At 66.6% G+C, this 14,807-nt stretch carries 16 protein-coding genes; 10 read left to right on the top strand and 6 right to left on the bottom strand.

Annotation, left to right across the window (positions count from 1 at the left end; genetic code table 11):
• Positions 1-3 precede the first annotated feature (3 nt).
• Genes QN239_RS08555 through QN239_RS08570 form a run of 4 tightly spaced genes read left to right on the top strand, consistent with a single transcriptional unit; the run spans position 4 to position 3,746 of the window.
• Positions 4-303: a hypothetical protein gene (locus QN239_RS08555; RefSeq protein ID WP_167164309.1), complete on the top strand. Its 300-nt coding sequence runs from the start codon at positions 4-6 to the stop codon at positions 301-303.
• 20 nt (positions 304-323) lie between these two features.
• Positions 324-626, top strand: coding sequence for a hypothetical protein (locus tag QN239_RS08560; protein WP_499009520.1), 303 nt, complete (start codon positions 324-326; stop codon positions 624-626).
• Positions 627-645: 19 nt separating this feature from the next.
• Positions 646-2,235: a S53 family peptidase gene (locus tag QN239_RS08565; protein ID WP_499009523.1), complete on the top strand. Its 1,590-nt coding sequence runs from the start codon at positions 646-648 to the stop codon at positions 2,233-2,235.
• A 44-nt stretch (positions 2,236-2,279) separates the two neighbouring features.
• A complete protein-coding gene (locus QN239_RS08570) occupies positions 2,280-3,746 on the top strand; it encodes a zinc ribbon domain-containing protein (RefSeq protein ID WP_499009525.1) in 1,467 nt (488 codons plus the stop codon).
• A 9-nt stretch (positions 3,747-3,755) separates the two neighbouring features.
• Here the strand turns inward: QN239_RS08570 and QN239_RS08575 are convergent, their stop codons facing one another.
• The gene (locus tag QN239_RS08575) at positions 3,756-4,379 is read right to left on the bottom strand and encodes a flavin reductase family protein (protein ID WP_499009527.1); all 624 of its coding nucleotides are present in this window, start codon (positions 4,377-4,379) and stop codon (positions 3,756-3,758) included.
• Between the two features lie 14 nt (positions 4,380-4,393).
• Between QN239_RS08575 and QN239_RS08580 the strand changes: the two genes are divergently transcribed.
• Positions 4,394-5,146, top strand: a complete 753-nt coding sequence (locus QN239_RS08580) for an alpha/beta fold hydrolase (RefSeq protein ID WP_499009528.1) — start codon at positions 4,394-4,396, stop codon at positions 5,144-5,146.
• A gap of 47 nt (positions 5,147-5,193) precedes the next feature.
• Here QN239_RS08580 and QN239_RS08585 read toward each other — a convergent pair whose 3' ends face one another.
• Together QN239_RS08585 and QN239_RS08590 are read right to left on the bottom strand one after the other, a co-directional pair.
• A complete protein-coding gene (locus QN239_RS08585) occupies positions 5,194-5,985 on the bottom strand; it encodes a DUF427 domain-containing protein (protein ID WP_499009530.1) in 792 nt (263 codons plus the stop codon).
• Between the two features lie 31 nt (positions 5,986-6,016).
• Entirely contained in the window at positions 6,017-6,361 is a 345-nt protein-coding gene (locus QN239_RS08590) for a DUF732 domain-containing protein (protein ID WP_499009532.1), read from the bottom strand.
• A 190-nt stretch (positions 6,362-6,551) separates the two neighbouring features.
• Between QN239_RS08590 and QN239_RS08595 the strand changes: the two genes are divergently transcribed.
• The 4 genes from QN239_RS08595 (at position 6,552) to QN239_RS08610 (ending at position 10,662) form a co-directional block, all read left to right on the top strand.
• A complete protein-coding gene (locus QN239_RS08595) occupies positions 6,552-6,923 on the top strand; it encodes a DUF1622 domain-containing protein (RefSeq protein WP_499009533.1) in 372 nt (123 codons plus the stop codon).
• Positions 6,924-7,120: 197 nt separating this feature from the next.
• Positions 7,121-8,590 (top strand): cellulase family glycosylhydrolase, encoded by a 1,470-nt coding sequence (locus QN239_RS08600; protein WP_499009534.1) that lies wholly within the window; start codon positions 7,121-7,123, stop codon positions 8,588-8,590.
• Between the two features lie 538 nt (positions 8,591-9,128).
• Positions 9,129-9,557, top strand: coding sequence for a hypothetical protein (locus QN239_RS08605; RefSeq protein WP_499009536.1), 429 nt, complete (start codon positions 9,129-9,131; stop codon positions 9,555-9,557).
• 247 nt (positions 9,558-9,804) lie between these two features.
• Positions 9,805-10,662: a peptidoglycan recognition protein family protein gene (locus QN239_RS08610; protein ID WP_499009538.1), complete on the top strand. Its 858-nt coding sequence runs from the start codon at positions 9,805-9,807 to the stop codon at positions 10,660-10,662.
• Here the strand turns inward: QN239_RS08610 and QN239_RS08615 are convergent.
• From QN239_RS08615 to QN239_RS08625, 3 genes are all read right to left on the bottom strand, one after another.
• Positions 10,659-11,348 carry a DUF3060 domain-containing protein gene (locus QN239_RS08615; RefSeq protein ID WP_499009540.1) on the bottom strand — a complete coding sequence of 230 codons (690 nt, stop codon included), beginning with the start codon at positions 11,346-11,348 and terminating at the stop codon, positions 10,659-10,661. The two genes, QN239_RS08610 and QN239_RS08615, sit on opposite strands and share 4 nt — an antisense overlap.
• 46 nt (positions 11,349-11,394) lie before the next feature.
• Entirely contained in the window at positions 11,395-11,685 is a 291-nt protein-coding gene (locus QN239_RS08620; protein WP_499009542.1) for a hypothetical protein, read from the bottom strand.
• A gap of 87 nt (positions 11,686-11,772) precedes the next feature.
• A complete protein-coding gene (locus tag QN239_RS08625) occupies positions 11,773-13,131 on the bottom strand; it encodes a cation:dicarboxylate symporter family transporter (protein ID WP_499009544.1) in 1,359 nt (452 codons plus the stop codon).
• Positions 13,132-13,199: 68 nt separating this feature from the next.
• Here QN239_RS08625 and QN239_RS08630 point away from each other — a divergent pair, with 68 nt between their 5' ends.
• Positions 13,200-14,780 carry a sensor histidine kinase gene (locus QN239_RS08630; RefSeq protein WP_499009546.1) on the top strand — a complete coding sequence of 527 codons (1,581 nt, stop codon included), beginning with the start codon at positions 13,200-13,202 and terminating at the stop codon, positions 14,778-14,780.
• The last annotated feature ends 27 nt before the right edge of the window (positions 14,781-14,807 follow it).

Genomic DNA, 14,807 nt, shown 5'->3' on the forward strand with positions numbered 1-14,807 from the left:
GTCATGGCTTCACGGGTTTTAGTTCGTCGTCTGGGGTTGACCGCGGGATGCGCGGCCCTCATCGCAATGGGCGGCCTCACGGCCGCGTGCGGTTCGGGTGGCAAGGAGGCGCCGTCGAGCACCACCACGACGACCACGACGACGACCACCACGACGACCGCGCCCGCGACGCCGACCGAGACGGTGTCTCCGACGCAGAAGTCGATCGACCCGACCGGCGGGAACCTCTTCACACCCAGCGTGCTGGCTCCGCCGGCGCCGACGGAACCCCCGGGCGTCCACCGTCCCGGATCGTCGTCGTAGGCGTAGAGAGGATCAGCATCGTGAATTCACGCATTCTGAGCCGCCGTCTGGGCGCCGTCGCCGGCGCCGCGGCCGTCATTGCACTGGGTGGCCTGACCGCGGCGTGCGGTAACAGCACCAAGGAAAGCCCCAGCAGCACAACGACGACCACGACTACGACGACGACCACGACGACCACGCCCGCGGCACCGACCGAGACGGTCTCCCCGACGCAGAAGTCGATCGACCCGACCGGTGGGAACCTCTTCACCCCGTCGGTGTTGGCCCCGCCCGCGCCGTCGGTCCCGGGCGGTCGGCATTCTGGGATCGGCGGCACCCCCTGATCCTCGCCATAGCGTAGGCATGATCGGTCGTCACCGGTTGTGGGTGCTGCTGGCGGCGGCGTTGCTGCTGGCAGCCGACGTTGCGCCGCTGTCCCGCTCTGTGGACGCCACCATCGCCGGTCCCTACGCCCGACTGCTGGCCGCGTCCGCCGATCTGGGTGCGTCCCGCTCGAGTGACACGCAATTGACGGTCACGCTCGCCGACGCCCGTCGGCCCGAGGAGTTGATCGGCTGGGCCGCCGAGCGTGATCTGTCGGTGCGGTGGCGGCCCGGTGATGCCTGGGCCGTCGTCGAGGGCCCGGCCGACAGCGTGGCGCGTGCCTTCGCGGTTCCGGTGCGCGATTACCGGGGCCGCCGCGGCCAGGAGTTCTACGCGTCCCCGCAGCAACCCGTGGTGCCCGTCGAACTGACGAGCACGGTCAGCGATATCGGCCGCATCCTCGGCTATACCCCGCACCACATGGCGCGTCCCGGTCTGCTGCCGCTGGACGTGCCGCGCCAAGGGCTGAGCCCGGATGCGCTGCTGACGGCGTACAACGCACAACCGCTCGCCGCTGCCGGCTTCACCGGCAAGGGGGCGACCATCGTGTTCTTCGAGTTCGACGGCTACGACCAGAGCGATCTGGACACCTTCTCCGATACGTCGGGATTGCCCCGTTTCACCCCGGTCCTCGTCGGCGGCCAACCGGGCCCGTCCACCGGCGAGACGGTGATGGATCTTCAAGTGGCGCACGCCATTGCGCCCGATGCCCAACTGGTCGTCGTGAACGCGCTCCCCACCGTCGAGGGCGACGGCGGCTATCAGAAGGTCGCGCAGCTGTTCGAGACCACGGATCGCCAATTTCCCGGAGCGGTGTGGAGCCTGTCGATCGGTTGGGGTTGCGACCGGTTGCACGGCACCGCCGACCTCACCCCGGTCCGTGCGGCGCTGGCGGCGGCGCAGAAGCGCGGCACCACGGTATTCGACGCGAGTGGGGACAACGGCGGCCTGGAATGCAAAGGCGGACCCGACTGGTCTGCACCCCCGGGGCCCGACGATATCGGCCTCGACGCGGTGGCGTCGATGCCCGAGGTCACGTCGGTCGGGGGCACCACGCTGACAACCGACGAGCAAGGCCAGTGGCTCTCCGAACAGGCCTGGGTGGATGTGGCGATGTCACTGGGCAGCAGCGGCGGTGTCTCGAAGCTGTACTCCCGTCCCGCATTTCAGCGCAGTGTCGGGACCGGGCGGGACACCACCCAGCGGTTGGTGCCGGATGTGGCGGCGGTGGCCGACCCGTTCACCGGCGTGCGCATCGTGTTCGACGGGCAGTCGAGAATCGGTGCGGGAACGTCGCAGGCCGCACCCATCTGGGCGGCGCTGACGGTGTTGATGAACCAGTATCTGCGCGCCCACGGCGGGCGGGCATTGGGTGGTGACCTCAATCCGCTGCTGTACCAGGTCGCCTCGGGTTCCCGGCTGCCCGGTTTCCGCGATGTCCGGCTGGGGGCGAACGCAGTCGACGTCTCGAGTCCGGGCTACGACCTGGTGACCGGACTCGGCAGCCCGAACGTCGACAGTCTGGTCCGCGATCTTCTTGCCCTCCAGACCGGCGCCGCGCGGCGATGACCTCATTCGCAGCCGGCCCAGATCAACGGGTGCTGTGGCCCTCGGTGACAACCACCCTCTTCCCGTATCTGCCACGTGAGCGGCGCACCCCATTCCGCCTCGCGCTGGCGGGCGTGGTCGTCGCGCTGGCGGTATGCGCGGTCCTGCGCTGGCAGGCGCCGATGATCGGAACGGCCGCAGCCGGATTCCCCTTGGTGTTCGTGATGTATCTGCGCACCTGTGGCAGGTCGGGGCGCGCCCTGGTGACGACGGCCTTGCTCGCGGCGCTGCTGGGCCTGGGATGGGCGCTGGTCGCGGGTGAGATAGTGGCGCAGGCCTACGACGTCGCCCTGGGATCCGGGGTCACGTTCGGGCACACCATGCTGGAGGGTCTGTCGATTCCGGTCGGCGGGGTGGTTCTTATGTTGTTGCCCGCCATCGCTGCGCGGCTGGCGCCTGGATTGATACGGGATCCCTTGGACGGCTATGTGTTCGGGGCGCTGGGGGCAACGGCGTTCACTGCGGCGGCGACACTGACCCGGCTCAGCCCGCAGCTGGCGACCGGGGTGTCCACCCCTGAACGCTCCGTACTCGCGCTTCTCGTCGAGGCCGGCATCCAGGGCATCGCGGTGCCGCTGATGGCCGCCGCAGTCGGTGGCATGGTGGGGGTGGCACTCGGTGCCCGCCGCCGGCGCGTGGCGGCGGTGATCGTCAGCGTGAGCGTGGCGCTGATTCTCTACGGTGTGCTGGGTGTGGCCGAAGTCGCCCCACTGCCGCAGAGCGTGCACGTGGGCGTGCATCTGATGCTCACGGTAGTGGCATTGCTGGCCGCCCGCGTCGCGATCCAGGCCGGGGCAGGTGACCTCGGCGAGCGGCCGGCGGGCGATACCCGGGTGCTGCTACCGGTCGGGGTAGGCGTCGTCATCTCGGCGGTGGTGGTCGCGGCGGTGTCTGCGGTGATCACGCCCGCGGTTCCGAACTACAAGTGCCCGCCGGACTGCGGGCGACCGCCGATGGGCACACCCGTGGCCACCAACCCCCGATTCACCGCCGCCGACGGGTCGTTCTCGGTCTCCTACCCCGGGCCGGGTACCGCCTACCGGGCCACCCTCGATCCGGACGGGGTGACGCTGGACTTCATCGCCGGCGACACCGGCACCGTGGAGCTCTTCGGTGAGCCGGCGGCGGGGCGTACGCCGCGTGCGATCGCCGAGGACCTGATCGCTCGCAGCTATCCCGATGCCACCGTGGACTACGAGATCCCCAATGCGGCAGTCGGTTACCAGCCGGGATACGGAGTCTTCGCCGACGAGTACCCGCAAGACTCCTCCGGCAGCTACACCAGGCTGCGCATCATGGTGATGGTTGCGGTGAAAAACGAGGTGGCCCTGGTGGCTTCGGCGGTCGGGCCGTATCACGAGTTCAGTCCGTCATTCGGGATCGGGCACCCGTCCGGGGCGAATCTGCAACTCGCCATGGATATCGGCAAGTACGTGAACAGTTTCACCTGGCACGGTGACCCGCCACGCTGAGATGAGTCCTCAGGAGGGCCGGGGCATGGCGAAGAGAGCCTCCGGGCCGATCTCGAAGTAGTTGGCCGGCCCGCCGCTGCGTAGGATCGGACGAGGTCCGGCGGTGTCGTATATCCCGTCGACGAGATGGTCCCGTTCGATGTGCACGGCGACGACCTCGCCGAGGACCAGCCAGGTGTCCAGTGCTGCACCGGTGGCGGTGGTGAGCTGAATGAGTTGCGCCAGTTCACATTCGAAGTTCACCGGGCTTTCCAGCACCATCGCGGAGCTGACGATGGTCGCCGGAACGGGAGTCAGCCCGCTGGTCTCGAACTCGTCTTGATGGGCGGGCAGGGTGGCGGCGGTCTGGTTCATTCGTTCAGCCAGATCGCGGGTGGCGAGATTCCAGACGAAGTTGCCGGTGGCCTCGATATTGGCGACGGTGTCCTTCCACCCGATCGAGGAGAATCCGATGATCGGTGGATGGTAGTTGAATCCGTTGAAAAAGCTGTACGGGGCCAGGTTTCGTACGCCCTCTTGGCTGTGGCTGGAAATCCAGCCGATCGGACGCGGGCCGACGATGGCGTTGAAAGGATCATGGGGTAACCCGGTCCCCTCCGCGGTGCGGTAGAAGTGGGCGTTGGTGCCGGCCATGTCAGGATGATTGCATGACGGTGGTTTTGGTGCATGGCAACCCGGAGACCGACGCGCTCTGGGACCCGCTCGTCGAGGCGCTCGGCCGCGATGACGTGATCCGGTTGTCGCCGCCCGGATTCGGTGCGCCGGTACCGCACGGCTGGGTGGGCACCTATCTGGACTACCGCGATTGGCTGGTCGGCGAACTGGCCCGGATCGACGGTCCTATCGACCTGGTCGGCCACGACTGGGGCGGCAACCACGTGGTGAACGCGATGATGCTCCGACCGGAGTTGGTGCGCAGCTGGGCCACCGACATCATCGGGGTCTTCGACCCGGAGTACGTCTGGCATGAGGCCGCCCAGATCTGGCAGACCCCCGGCGCCGGTGAACAATTCGTCGACGCCCTGATCGGCGGGAGCGTGCAGGACAGGGCCGGGCGGCTGACAGCGCTCGGAATCACCGACGACGTCGCCGCCAGGATCGCCGTGGGTCTCGGACCGGAGATGGGGGCGGCCATCCTCGGGCTGTACCGCTCGGTGTCGGGCGACGTCTTGGCCGAGGAAGGCCGGCGACTCGGAAACGCGGCGGTCCGTCCAGGGCTGTGCCTGCTGGCCACCGAGGACCACTACACCGGATCGGAGGAGATCCGGCGCCGCGCCGCCGAGCGCGCGGGCGCGCGCACCGAGGTGCTCGAAGGGCTGGGGCACTGGTGGATGGTGCAGGACCCGGTGCGTGGCGCGGCGGCGCTCACCGAATTCTGGGCTTCCCTGGCCACCGTGTGAGTTCGGTTGACACACGCCGACATGGGGCCGTTCCCGGGCCGGTGGGCCTAACTGAAATGTGTCTTCGGCCGGGGCAGCCGCGCACCGTCGACGATGATGTCGACCTTCTCGTTGTAGAAGGCCACCAGCCCGGCAATCGGCGCCACCGCGGCCAGTGGATAGTCGTAGGCCCAGGCCAGATCGGCGTGGGTGGCGCCGCCCGCGTGTACGGACCAGTAGCCGGTCGTGGTGCCCTTGTACGGGCACAACGTCTGGGTCTGGCTGGCTGCCAGGTGCTCGAAACGCACGTCGGTCCGGTCGATGTAATACCTCGTGGGTAAACCCGTTTCGAACAGCAGAACCGGGCAGTGCGTGTCGGCGAGCACCGTCCCACCCAGCTCGACCACCACGTGGCGGTGGGAGCGGAGCGCATCGACCCGGGTGTACGGATTTCGCGGATGCCCCAGGATCCGTTCGTCCTCCTCGAACCACTCCAGACTGGACCATTCGAAGCGCACCAGACCGGGGACGAGCCCGTCGCCCTCGGGGTCCCCGTCGCGCCTGGGGTCATAGACACGTGCCGCCGACGGCACGGTGACCTCGCCGGCACTGATCGCATACGACCGGGACGCCCCGAACTGGCTGCGTTGCGGGTGGAGTTCGTCGACCAAGTGTTCCCGCCGCACATCGTCGAGGGGAATGTAGTACTGCGGGTAGTACGGCAGCTCCCACACGTAGCGGGCTGCGGTGGTGTCGAAGATCAACTCTCCGGCGCAGTAGCCGCGCACCCGCCGCGGTGCCGGCTCCACCCGTCCCCGCTGCGCGGCGTGGTGCGGAAAATCGGGTGAGTCGTCGGCCATGGGGCCATTCTCGCAATCGGGCCGGAGCTCGTCAGGTCAGGACGGACTTGACCATCTGCGGGCACCTCGTCTTCACCGTCAGGCCGACGAGCTTCGTGGCCACGAGTTGGGGGATGCCCTGCATCGTGGCACCCGTCACCAACCAGGTCATCGTCTTGGCGCCGTCCTTCAACGACGGGCAGATGGTCCGGGACACCTGTTTGACCACCGCGGGATTGCCGATCGAGAATCCCGCGGCGCTCAGTGCGGCCAGGATCGCGTCATCGGCGCCGTCGGCATGTGCCGGCGCGACCGCGACCGGTGCGGCGGCGATCGTGATGCCGACCGCGGCGGCCACGACGCGACCAGACAAGGACCGGGCTTTCGGGTTCGACATGCGTTCACTATCGCGGGAGTTTGCTGAGATGTCCAGTTCGGGCGCGCAAACAGGCTCGTTGGTCGGTACACGGCACCGAATCGTCGGCAAGGGAGTTTGCGGGCGGGCTCACCGGTATTCGACGGTGAATTGCCAGCGTGTCGTGGCTGCCAGGGGCCGAAAACCTCGGGCCGGGTCCTACCGTTCAGTCATGGGTTTCTTTGAAGTCGTCGAGACGGTCGGCAAGGTGATCGACGGCATCGGTGTCGCGGTGATCGCGGTCGGGGCCGTGCTGGCGCTGGGCGCCACCGTCGGCCGCATGCGGGACAAGGCAAGCGATCCTTATCGGTTCTTCCGGGAACAGCTTGGGCGTTCGATTCTGCTCGGCCTGGAGTTCCTCGTCGCCGCAGACATCATCCGGACGGTCGCCATCACGCCCACGTGGCAGAGCGTGGTGGTGCTCGCGGGCATCGTGGTCATCCGGACCTTCTTGAGCTTCTCGCTGGAAGTCGAGATCACCGGGCGATGGCCCTGGCAGAAGGGGGCATCGGCCGAGAAGGCGGAACCCCAGGCGGGCGACTGACCCCAACCACACGGCCCCGGCGCGTCGGTCGATCGTCCGACACGCCGAATTGAATTGCGCGTGTCGAAAAGGGCCGATACGACACAATGTCGTTTGGGTAGACAGGGGACCGGAGAGATTGGGTATGCGTGCGCCGGAGGATGAATTACCCCGCCCGTAAATATTCTCGGGTCGCTGCTTCGGTCATTGTTTCCCTGGTGACGCTGGCGGTGCTCTTCGTGGTACCGACATCGCAGCGGCATCGACCCATGGAATTCGGACAGGTGACGCCATTGGCGGCCTCGTCGTCAACCTTGGGGTTCGCCGACTCGCAGTTCTTTTTCTATAACGATGACCAAGTTGCGCAGACCGTGCAACGGTGGGTCGCGAACAACATTCACGCCGTGCGAATCGGTATTCCGTGGGCGAATGTCGAGACGAAGAAGGGCGTCTACGACTGGTCGCGTGCCGACCGTGTCGTCGCCGCAGCGGCCGCGGCGAACATATCGATCATCTGCGCCATCACCTCCAGCCCGCTCTGGGCGGCGGCTCCCGGTTCGATACCGCCCAACGGGCGGCCCGCATCGCCGGATGTGTACGGGAATTTCACCGCTGCCGTGGCGGCGCGCTACAAAGGCAAGATCGCGGCGTACGAAATATGGAACGAGCCCAATGGAATTTTCGGGTATCGGCCCGTACCGGATCCGAGCGGTTACACCGATCTTCTGAAAGCGGCCTACCCGAAGATAAAGGCCGTCGATCCTTCGGTGACGGTACTCGGTGGCGTGCTCGGCTCCGGTAAATCGTGGAGCACGTGGACCATCAACCCGGTGACATTTTTGACGAAAATGTATGCGGCCGGCGCCGGCCCGTATTTCGACGCGTTGTCCTACCATCCCTATAGCTACACCATGAAATTCTCCGAGGGGATGTACCAGAGCGATTCCCCGGTCGAACAGTTGGTGCGGCTTCGTCTGCTCATGTTGGCCAACAATGAAAGGGCGAAGAGCATCTGGGTGACCGAATTCGGCGCACCCACCAACCGCGTCTCGGAGGACGCGCAAGCGGCTCTGATGTCCAACATGATCAGCAGTTGGCGCGAACTGCCGTTCGGCGGGCCGTTGATGCTCTACACGACGCGCGATCTCAACAGTTCGAGCGCGATGGAAGAGGACCGCTTCGGGGTCTACCAGACCAACTGGACCGCCAAGAAATCGCAACAAGTCGTCCAATCCCCACCCGGTACGAGTGCTGTCTATCAGCGGTTCGCCACCGTCACCGACCCCGCGCTGGGTGACGTGCTCAGTCCGGTGTTCGCCGCGACGTCGACGGTGTGGGCGCAGTTGCGCACGGCGGCCATGTTGTGGGAACTGACGCCCGGCCAGTTCGTCTGGTCTCCGTCGCCCGTCGGGGATGTGGCCCGAGCGAGGCGAGTCGTCCCGCTGACGGCATTCGCGAACGGTTATCAGGACTTCACCGGCAGCACTCCGGTGCGCGTGTGGTACTCGCCCGAAACCGGGGCGCACTGGGGTAGTAAGGAATTCGCCAAGGCATGGGTGCCGCAACTGGGCCTCGCGACCTCGGATGAGGCATGGGTGTTCGGCGGCAAGAAGATCATGTTCCAGAACGGTTCGATGACCTGGGCGCCCTTGGGCGGAACCAAGGTCTGGCTCAATCAGCAACGATGAGTGAGGCGCTGCCGGCGTAGATCGGTCCGCGGGCTCGGTCCGGCGGGTGCGCTGTGTCCCGGAGCCGCTCGGTCATGGGTGTGACGCCACCAACCCGGCAACCCCGATATCTATATGACTTTGCCGGCGACCCTCGCCAGCAAACTCGCGCGCGGAAGGTTTGGCGTACTCATTCCGGTGCCTGCAATTGCGGTGCCAGTTTCGAACCGGCGGGGACAAAAATGCAGGATCTCCTCATTTGGCCCGCCAATACTGGGTTTGCTCGGCAACCCTGGAGCGCTATGACGAACATCTCAAAGGTGGCATCTGCGTGCAGGTTTAGCGAAGTTGGCGCCTGCCGGCGGCGCGCCGGACCGATAAATTTCGGGTTTGCTTACGAGGTCATTGGGTACTCCACGACCACGGCGCAGGGCAAAACAATTTACGGAAGGGTCAATACAATAGTTTGCTGTAAGACGGTTGTGACTATGGCTCCGTCAGCAACCCCTGTGCTAATTTTTGTAGGCCAACAAAGGCGTTTGCTAGAGGGAGGACGATCATGGATCGACGTCAGGGGATGCTGCAGCGAGTTGCCACGGCCGCGGTCGTGAGCACCGGTGGGCTTGCGGTCGCGATGGGCGTTGCCACTGCTTCGGCGGGCGTGGCCGCGGCCGACTCGCAGCAGAACGTCATCACGCAGCTCGGGAACAATCTCGGGAAGCTGGGTAGCGAGCTGGGCAAGGCCGGCAGCAACGTAGGTGACCAGCTGGGTAAGGCCGGGAGCAATGCGGGCAGCCAGCTGGGTAAGGCCGGGACGAATCTGCAGAACCAGCTCGGTAAGGGTGGCACGAATCTGCAGAACCAGCTCGGCAAGGGTGGCACGAATCTGCAGAACCAGGTCGGCAAGGCCGGGACGAATCTGCAGAAGCAGGTCGGCAAGGGTGTCACCAATGTGGTGAACAGGATCGGCAAGGCATTCGGAGGCTGAGTCCTGTGCACGGTCGGCCGCCCTCGAGGTGGCCGGCGCGAAATCTCGATCGAGCATCTACCGGTCCACTCGCACTGCGAGCGGGCCGGTAGGTGTTTCTGGGGCAAGTCGGTGATTCGTTCCCCTGCAGAGCTATTCGATGCGCCCATCGGCCTGGGTGCGTCGCGGTGAGACTCCCTCCTCCGGTGGGCCGGTGGGACGGTAGGTTGGCTGGCGCACGTCCGGTGAGGCAGGGGAGGCAGCAGCGGTGCCGTCGACACGACCGTGGACCGGCGATCCGGTCTGGCTGGCCGATGTGCTCAGGGCCGAGGGGCTTGATGTGGTCGAGTACCCGGGCTGGCGGGACCGCGGGCACGGGGATTTCAAGGACATCCGCGGTGTGATGGTGCACCACACGGGATCCGATACCGCCACCGCGGCGTCGATCGCCGACGGCCGCCCCGATCTGGCAGGGCCGTTGTCGCAGTTGCACATTGCGCGGGACGGCACGGTGACCGTCGTGGCGCTCGGGGTCGCGTGGCATGCAGGTGCGGGGATGTATCCGTGGGTGCCGGCGAACATGGGCAATTGGCACCTGATCGGCATCGAATGCGCCAACACCGGTACCGGTCCGCTCGCCCCTCATCGCCAGAACTGGCCCGCTGCCCAGTATTTCGCACTGGTCCGCTGTTGTGCGGCGATCAACCGGCGGCTGGCCCAGACCTCTGCCCGCACCATCGGGCACAAGGAGTACGCGGGCTATGCGCAGGGCAAATGGGATCCGGGTGCGATCGACATGACGTTGCTGCGCAGTGATATCGCCGAGCGTATCGGTGTGATCGCCGACCCGGCGCCGACCCCGCGCCCGCCCGTTCCGGTGGGCGAGTACACCGGGATCCTGCTGTATCGCGGTGTGCGGGGTCCGCAGGTATCCGAATTGCAGCGCCGCCTGAAGTACGGCTACGCGTCCTACGCCGGGGGTTTGGTGGTGGACGGCGACTACGGTCCGCAGACCGAGGCCGCGGTGCGTGAGTTCCAGCGCCGGACCGCGGGCCTGGTGGTCGACGGGGTCGTCGGCCCGGCCACCGCGGCGGCGTTGCAGCTCAAGGTGATACCGGCAGACTAGCTCTGCTCGATGAGATTTCCCTCGCCGGACTGGTTGACCGCCGGTGAGCCGGAGTGGAACGCCACATGGTTGTTGAACCCGCTGGCCGTGATGGCATCCGCCGTGTCCACGGTGACGTTGTTCTCGAAGCCGGACACCGTCAGGCTGGTGCAATGCCCGGTGATGGTGATCCGGTTGTTCGCGCCGCTGACCACCATCACGTTCTCATTGCAGGCGATGGTCTTGACGGCGCCGATGCCGGAGACGCTCACCGTGCTACCGGGCTGGGGCAGCGTCTGCGACGGCGCGGCGGTCGGCACCGCGGTGGGGGCCTGGTTCACCGTCGACCGCTGGCTGGGCGCAGCGCTGGTGATCAGGCCGCCGCCACCGGAGATCCCCGGAGAGGTTCGGGTCACCGCGGTGTTCTGGAGCAGCACCCATGTGACGATGCCGCCGGCCAGGACGAGGAAGGCAATCGTGATCGGCACGATCAACATCCATGGGCGCAACCCGGAACGTGGTGGCGCAGTGGGAAACCCGGACTGATACCCGCCGGGATACGGCCATTGCGCAGTGGGCGGCGGGGAGGGGGTGTAGCCGTAGGCGCTGTACTGCTGGTCGGTGCCCAGTTCGGAAGCCCTGGCCGCATCGCTGAGCGGCTGTTCGAGGGCCCGAATCCGGGCCTCGGGATCATCCTGGGGGTTCATGTGCAGATGGTCCCACATCGTCCAATAGTTGATGTCGAACGGTTCGTTATCGCGAGCAGTCCAGCGACACCGTGATCGTGCGCCGGACCACCACCGGGACGACGATGTCGCGGTCGCCGTGGCTGTCCACCTGGACGAGTCTCGTTTGTTCTTGCGGATTTCGGACACTGGTCACCACGCATCGATCCAGCGGGGCGCTGCCGACCCGATCGATGTTGACGTGATAGCCCTGAGATTCCAGTAGCCCGATGGTGGATACCGCGGATTCGGCGGAAGCCGGCGCCGCGGTGGCGAGCGCCACGACGGCGGCGAGTGGGGCGAAGACGATCGTACGCATACCGAGAACACGGACTCGATGTGGAAACGGTTCAACGACAACGAAAACCCGGCCGGAGCAGCTCCGGCCGGGTTCGGTGTGCGCGCCCTACACCGGTACCGGAGTGCGCTCCGATGCCGGCTCTTCGGCGCGTGCCTCGTCGACCATGGTCAGCTCGTCGAACGGTACCTGGCCGCTCAGCACGGCGTCGACCCTGGCTCGATCGATCGTCTTGGTCCACGAGCCGACCAGGACGGTGGCCACCGCGTTGCCGGAGAAGTTGGTCACCGCACGCGCCTCGGACATGAAGCGGTCGATCCCGACGATCAGGCCCACGCCGTCGAGCAGGTCCGGGCGGTGGCTCTGCAGACCGCCGGCCAGGGTGGCCATTCCGGCGCCACTGACCCCGGCGGCGCCCTTGGAGGCGACGATCATGAACACCAGCAGCGACAGCTGTTCACCGAGGGACAGCGGATGGCCCATGGCGTCGGCGATGAACAGCGATGCCATGGTCAGGTAGATCGCCGTGCCGTCCAGGTTGAACGAGTACCCGGTGGGGACCACCACGCCGACGGTGCTGCGGTCCACGCCCAGGTGTTCCATCTTGGCGATCAGCCGGGGCAGCGCCGACTCCGAGGATGAGGTGGAGAAGATGAGCAGGTATTCGCGGGCCAAGTAGCGCACCAGCTTGAAGATCGACACGCCGGATACCGCGCGCAGCAGCACACCCAGGACACCGAACACGAACACGATGCAGGTGAGGTAGAAGCCGAGCATCAGGGCCAGCAGTTGGGTGACCGCACTCCAGCCGGTCTGTCCGACGACGTTGGCGATGGCACCGAACGCGCCGATCGGGGCCAGCCACAAGATCATGGTGAGCACCTTGAACACCAGCTTCTGCAGATGCTCGATACCGCGCAGGATGGGCTCGCCGGCGGTCCCCATGGCCTGCAGCGCGAATCCGACGAGAAGCGCAACGAACAACGCCTGCAACACATTTCCTTCGGTCAGGGAGGAAAGTAGGGTGTTCGGGATGATGTGGGTGACGAAGTCCATCAGGCCGCCGGCCTGATGTGCCTTCTCGGCCAGGGCGGCGCCCTGGCCCGCGGTCTTCTCCGACAGGTGCATACCGGAGCCCGGCTTGAGCAGGTTGCCGACGACCAACCCGATGCCGAGCGCGACGGTCGACATGATCAAGAAGTAGACGAAGGCCAGCCCGCCGACGCGCCCGACGGTGGCGGCTTTGCGGACCGAGCCGATGCCCAGCACGATGGTGCAGAAGATGACCGGCGCGATCATCATCTTGATCAGGTTGACGAACATGGTGCCCAGGACACCGACGTCCTTGCCGATGGAGGGGGCGAGGAGGCCGACGCCGACACCGATCACGACGGCGGCGATGACGGCGATATAGAGCCAGTGGGTGCGGTCCCGCTTTTTGGTAGGGGTGTCCTGATGAGAAGTCATGTAAGGATGGTCGACGAGTAAGTGACCCGGGTCACGTTTTAGTTCATTTCGTTCAGCTGGGGGTGGCGGTGCGCAGGTGGTGGCCGGCCGCATCACAGTGGTCCCTGGCAGGTCAGGCGATCGCCCTGCAGATCCTCGTGGTCGTCGTCGTGGTGCTGGCGGGCAGCGGCCTGGCCCTGCTGGACGCCCGCCGGGACGGCGACGCCGCCGCCCGTCAGCAGGTGCTGGGCATCGCCACAGCACTGGCAGATTCCCCGTCGACCGCGGCGGCGATCGAATCGGGCTCGGCGACAAAGATATTGCAGCCGACGACCGAGGCCGTGCGCACCGCCACCGGCATCGCCTTCATCACCATCATGACGCCGGACGGAATCCGGTTCACCCATACCGACCCCACCCAGATCGGCGGGCACTACCTGGGCACTCTCGAACCGGCGTTGCGCGGTGAGACGTTCACCGAGGTCTACACCGGCACCCTGGGTCCGTCCATCCGGGCGGTCGCCCCGGTGCGGGCGCCCGACGGCCGCATCGTCGGCATGGTGTCGGCGGGCATCACCCGGCAGACCCTGGCGCAGCGCTGGCAGGCGCAGATCCCGATCATCGTCGCGGTCACCGCTGCGGCGTTGGGGATTTCGCTGCTCGGTGCCTGGGCCATCCGGCGACGTCTGCTGCGACAGACGCACGGGTTGCGGCCCGACGAGCTGCGGGTGATGTACGACCACCATGACGCCGTGCTGCATTCGGTGTCCGAGGGCTTGATCGTGCTGGACGGTCGCGGCGTGGCCCTGGTCAACGATGAGGCGCGCAGGCTGCTGGGCCTGCCGGAGGGGCCCGTGACCCGTGCGGACCTCCCGGAGTTCCTGCGCAGCCACGATCCGGGCGTCCGGGACGAGTTGCAGGTGACCGAGGATCGGGTGCTGGTGGTGAACCGGGCGCTGGTGTCCGGGGCATCCGGCGGTCGGGGGCGTGGCGACCGGGGCATGGGCGCCGCCGAGGTCGTCACCATCCGCGACCGCACCGAGTTGCAGGGCGCCTTGGGCGAACTCAGTGCGCTGCAGGTGCTCACCGATTCCCTGCGGGCCCAGGCCCACGAACAGGCGAACAAACTGCACACCGTCATCACCATGGTGGAGATGGGCCGCCCCGAGGAGGCGGTCGCCGTCGCGACCCGGGAACTCGAACTGTCCCAGCACCTGGTCGACAGATTGTCGCAGTCCCTGAACGAACCGGCCCTGGTGGCGCTGCTGCTGGGCAAGACCGCTCAGGCCGACGAACGGGGCATCGCGCTGACCGTCACCGAGGACACCCAACTACCCTCGGATATCCCGCTGACCGGGCAGGAGATCGTCACGGTGCTGGGTAATCTGATCGACAACGCGCTCGACGCGTGTGACCGCGATGAGCCGTGGGTCGAAGTGACGGTGAACCAGGACGACGAGGCGTTGACGATTCGAGTGGCCGACAGTGGGCCCGGGATGGATCCGCGGACGTTCGAGCGGGCGATGCGCCGTGGCTATTCGACGAAAAGTGATGCGGCGGGCCATGGCCTGGGCTTGGCGCTGATCGCGCAGGTGGTCAACCGGCACGGTGGGACGATTGCCGCAGAGGTGACCTACGGGTCGGTGGTCACCGTGACGGTGCCGCGATGAGCGCTTGCGCGAAGAGCAGAGTGCGCC

Source organism: Mycolicibacterium sp. Y3, assembly GCF_051188035.1.
Taxonomy (GTDB): Bacteria; Actinomycetota; Actinomycetes; order Mycobacteriales; family Mycobacteriaceae; genus Mycobacterium; species Mycobacterium fluoranthenivorans.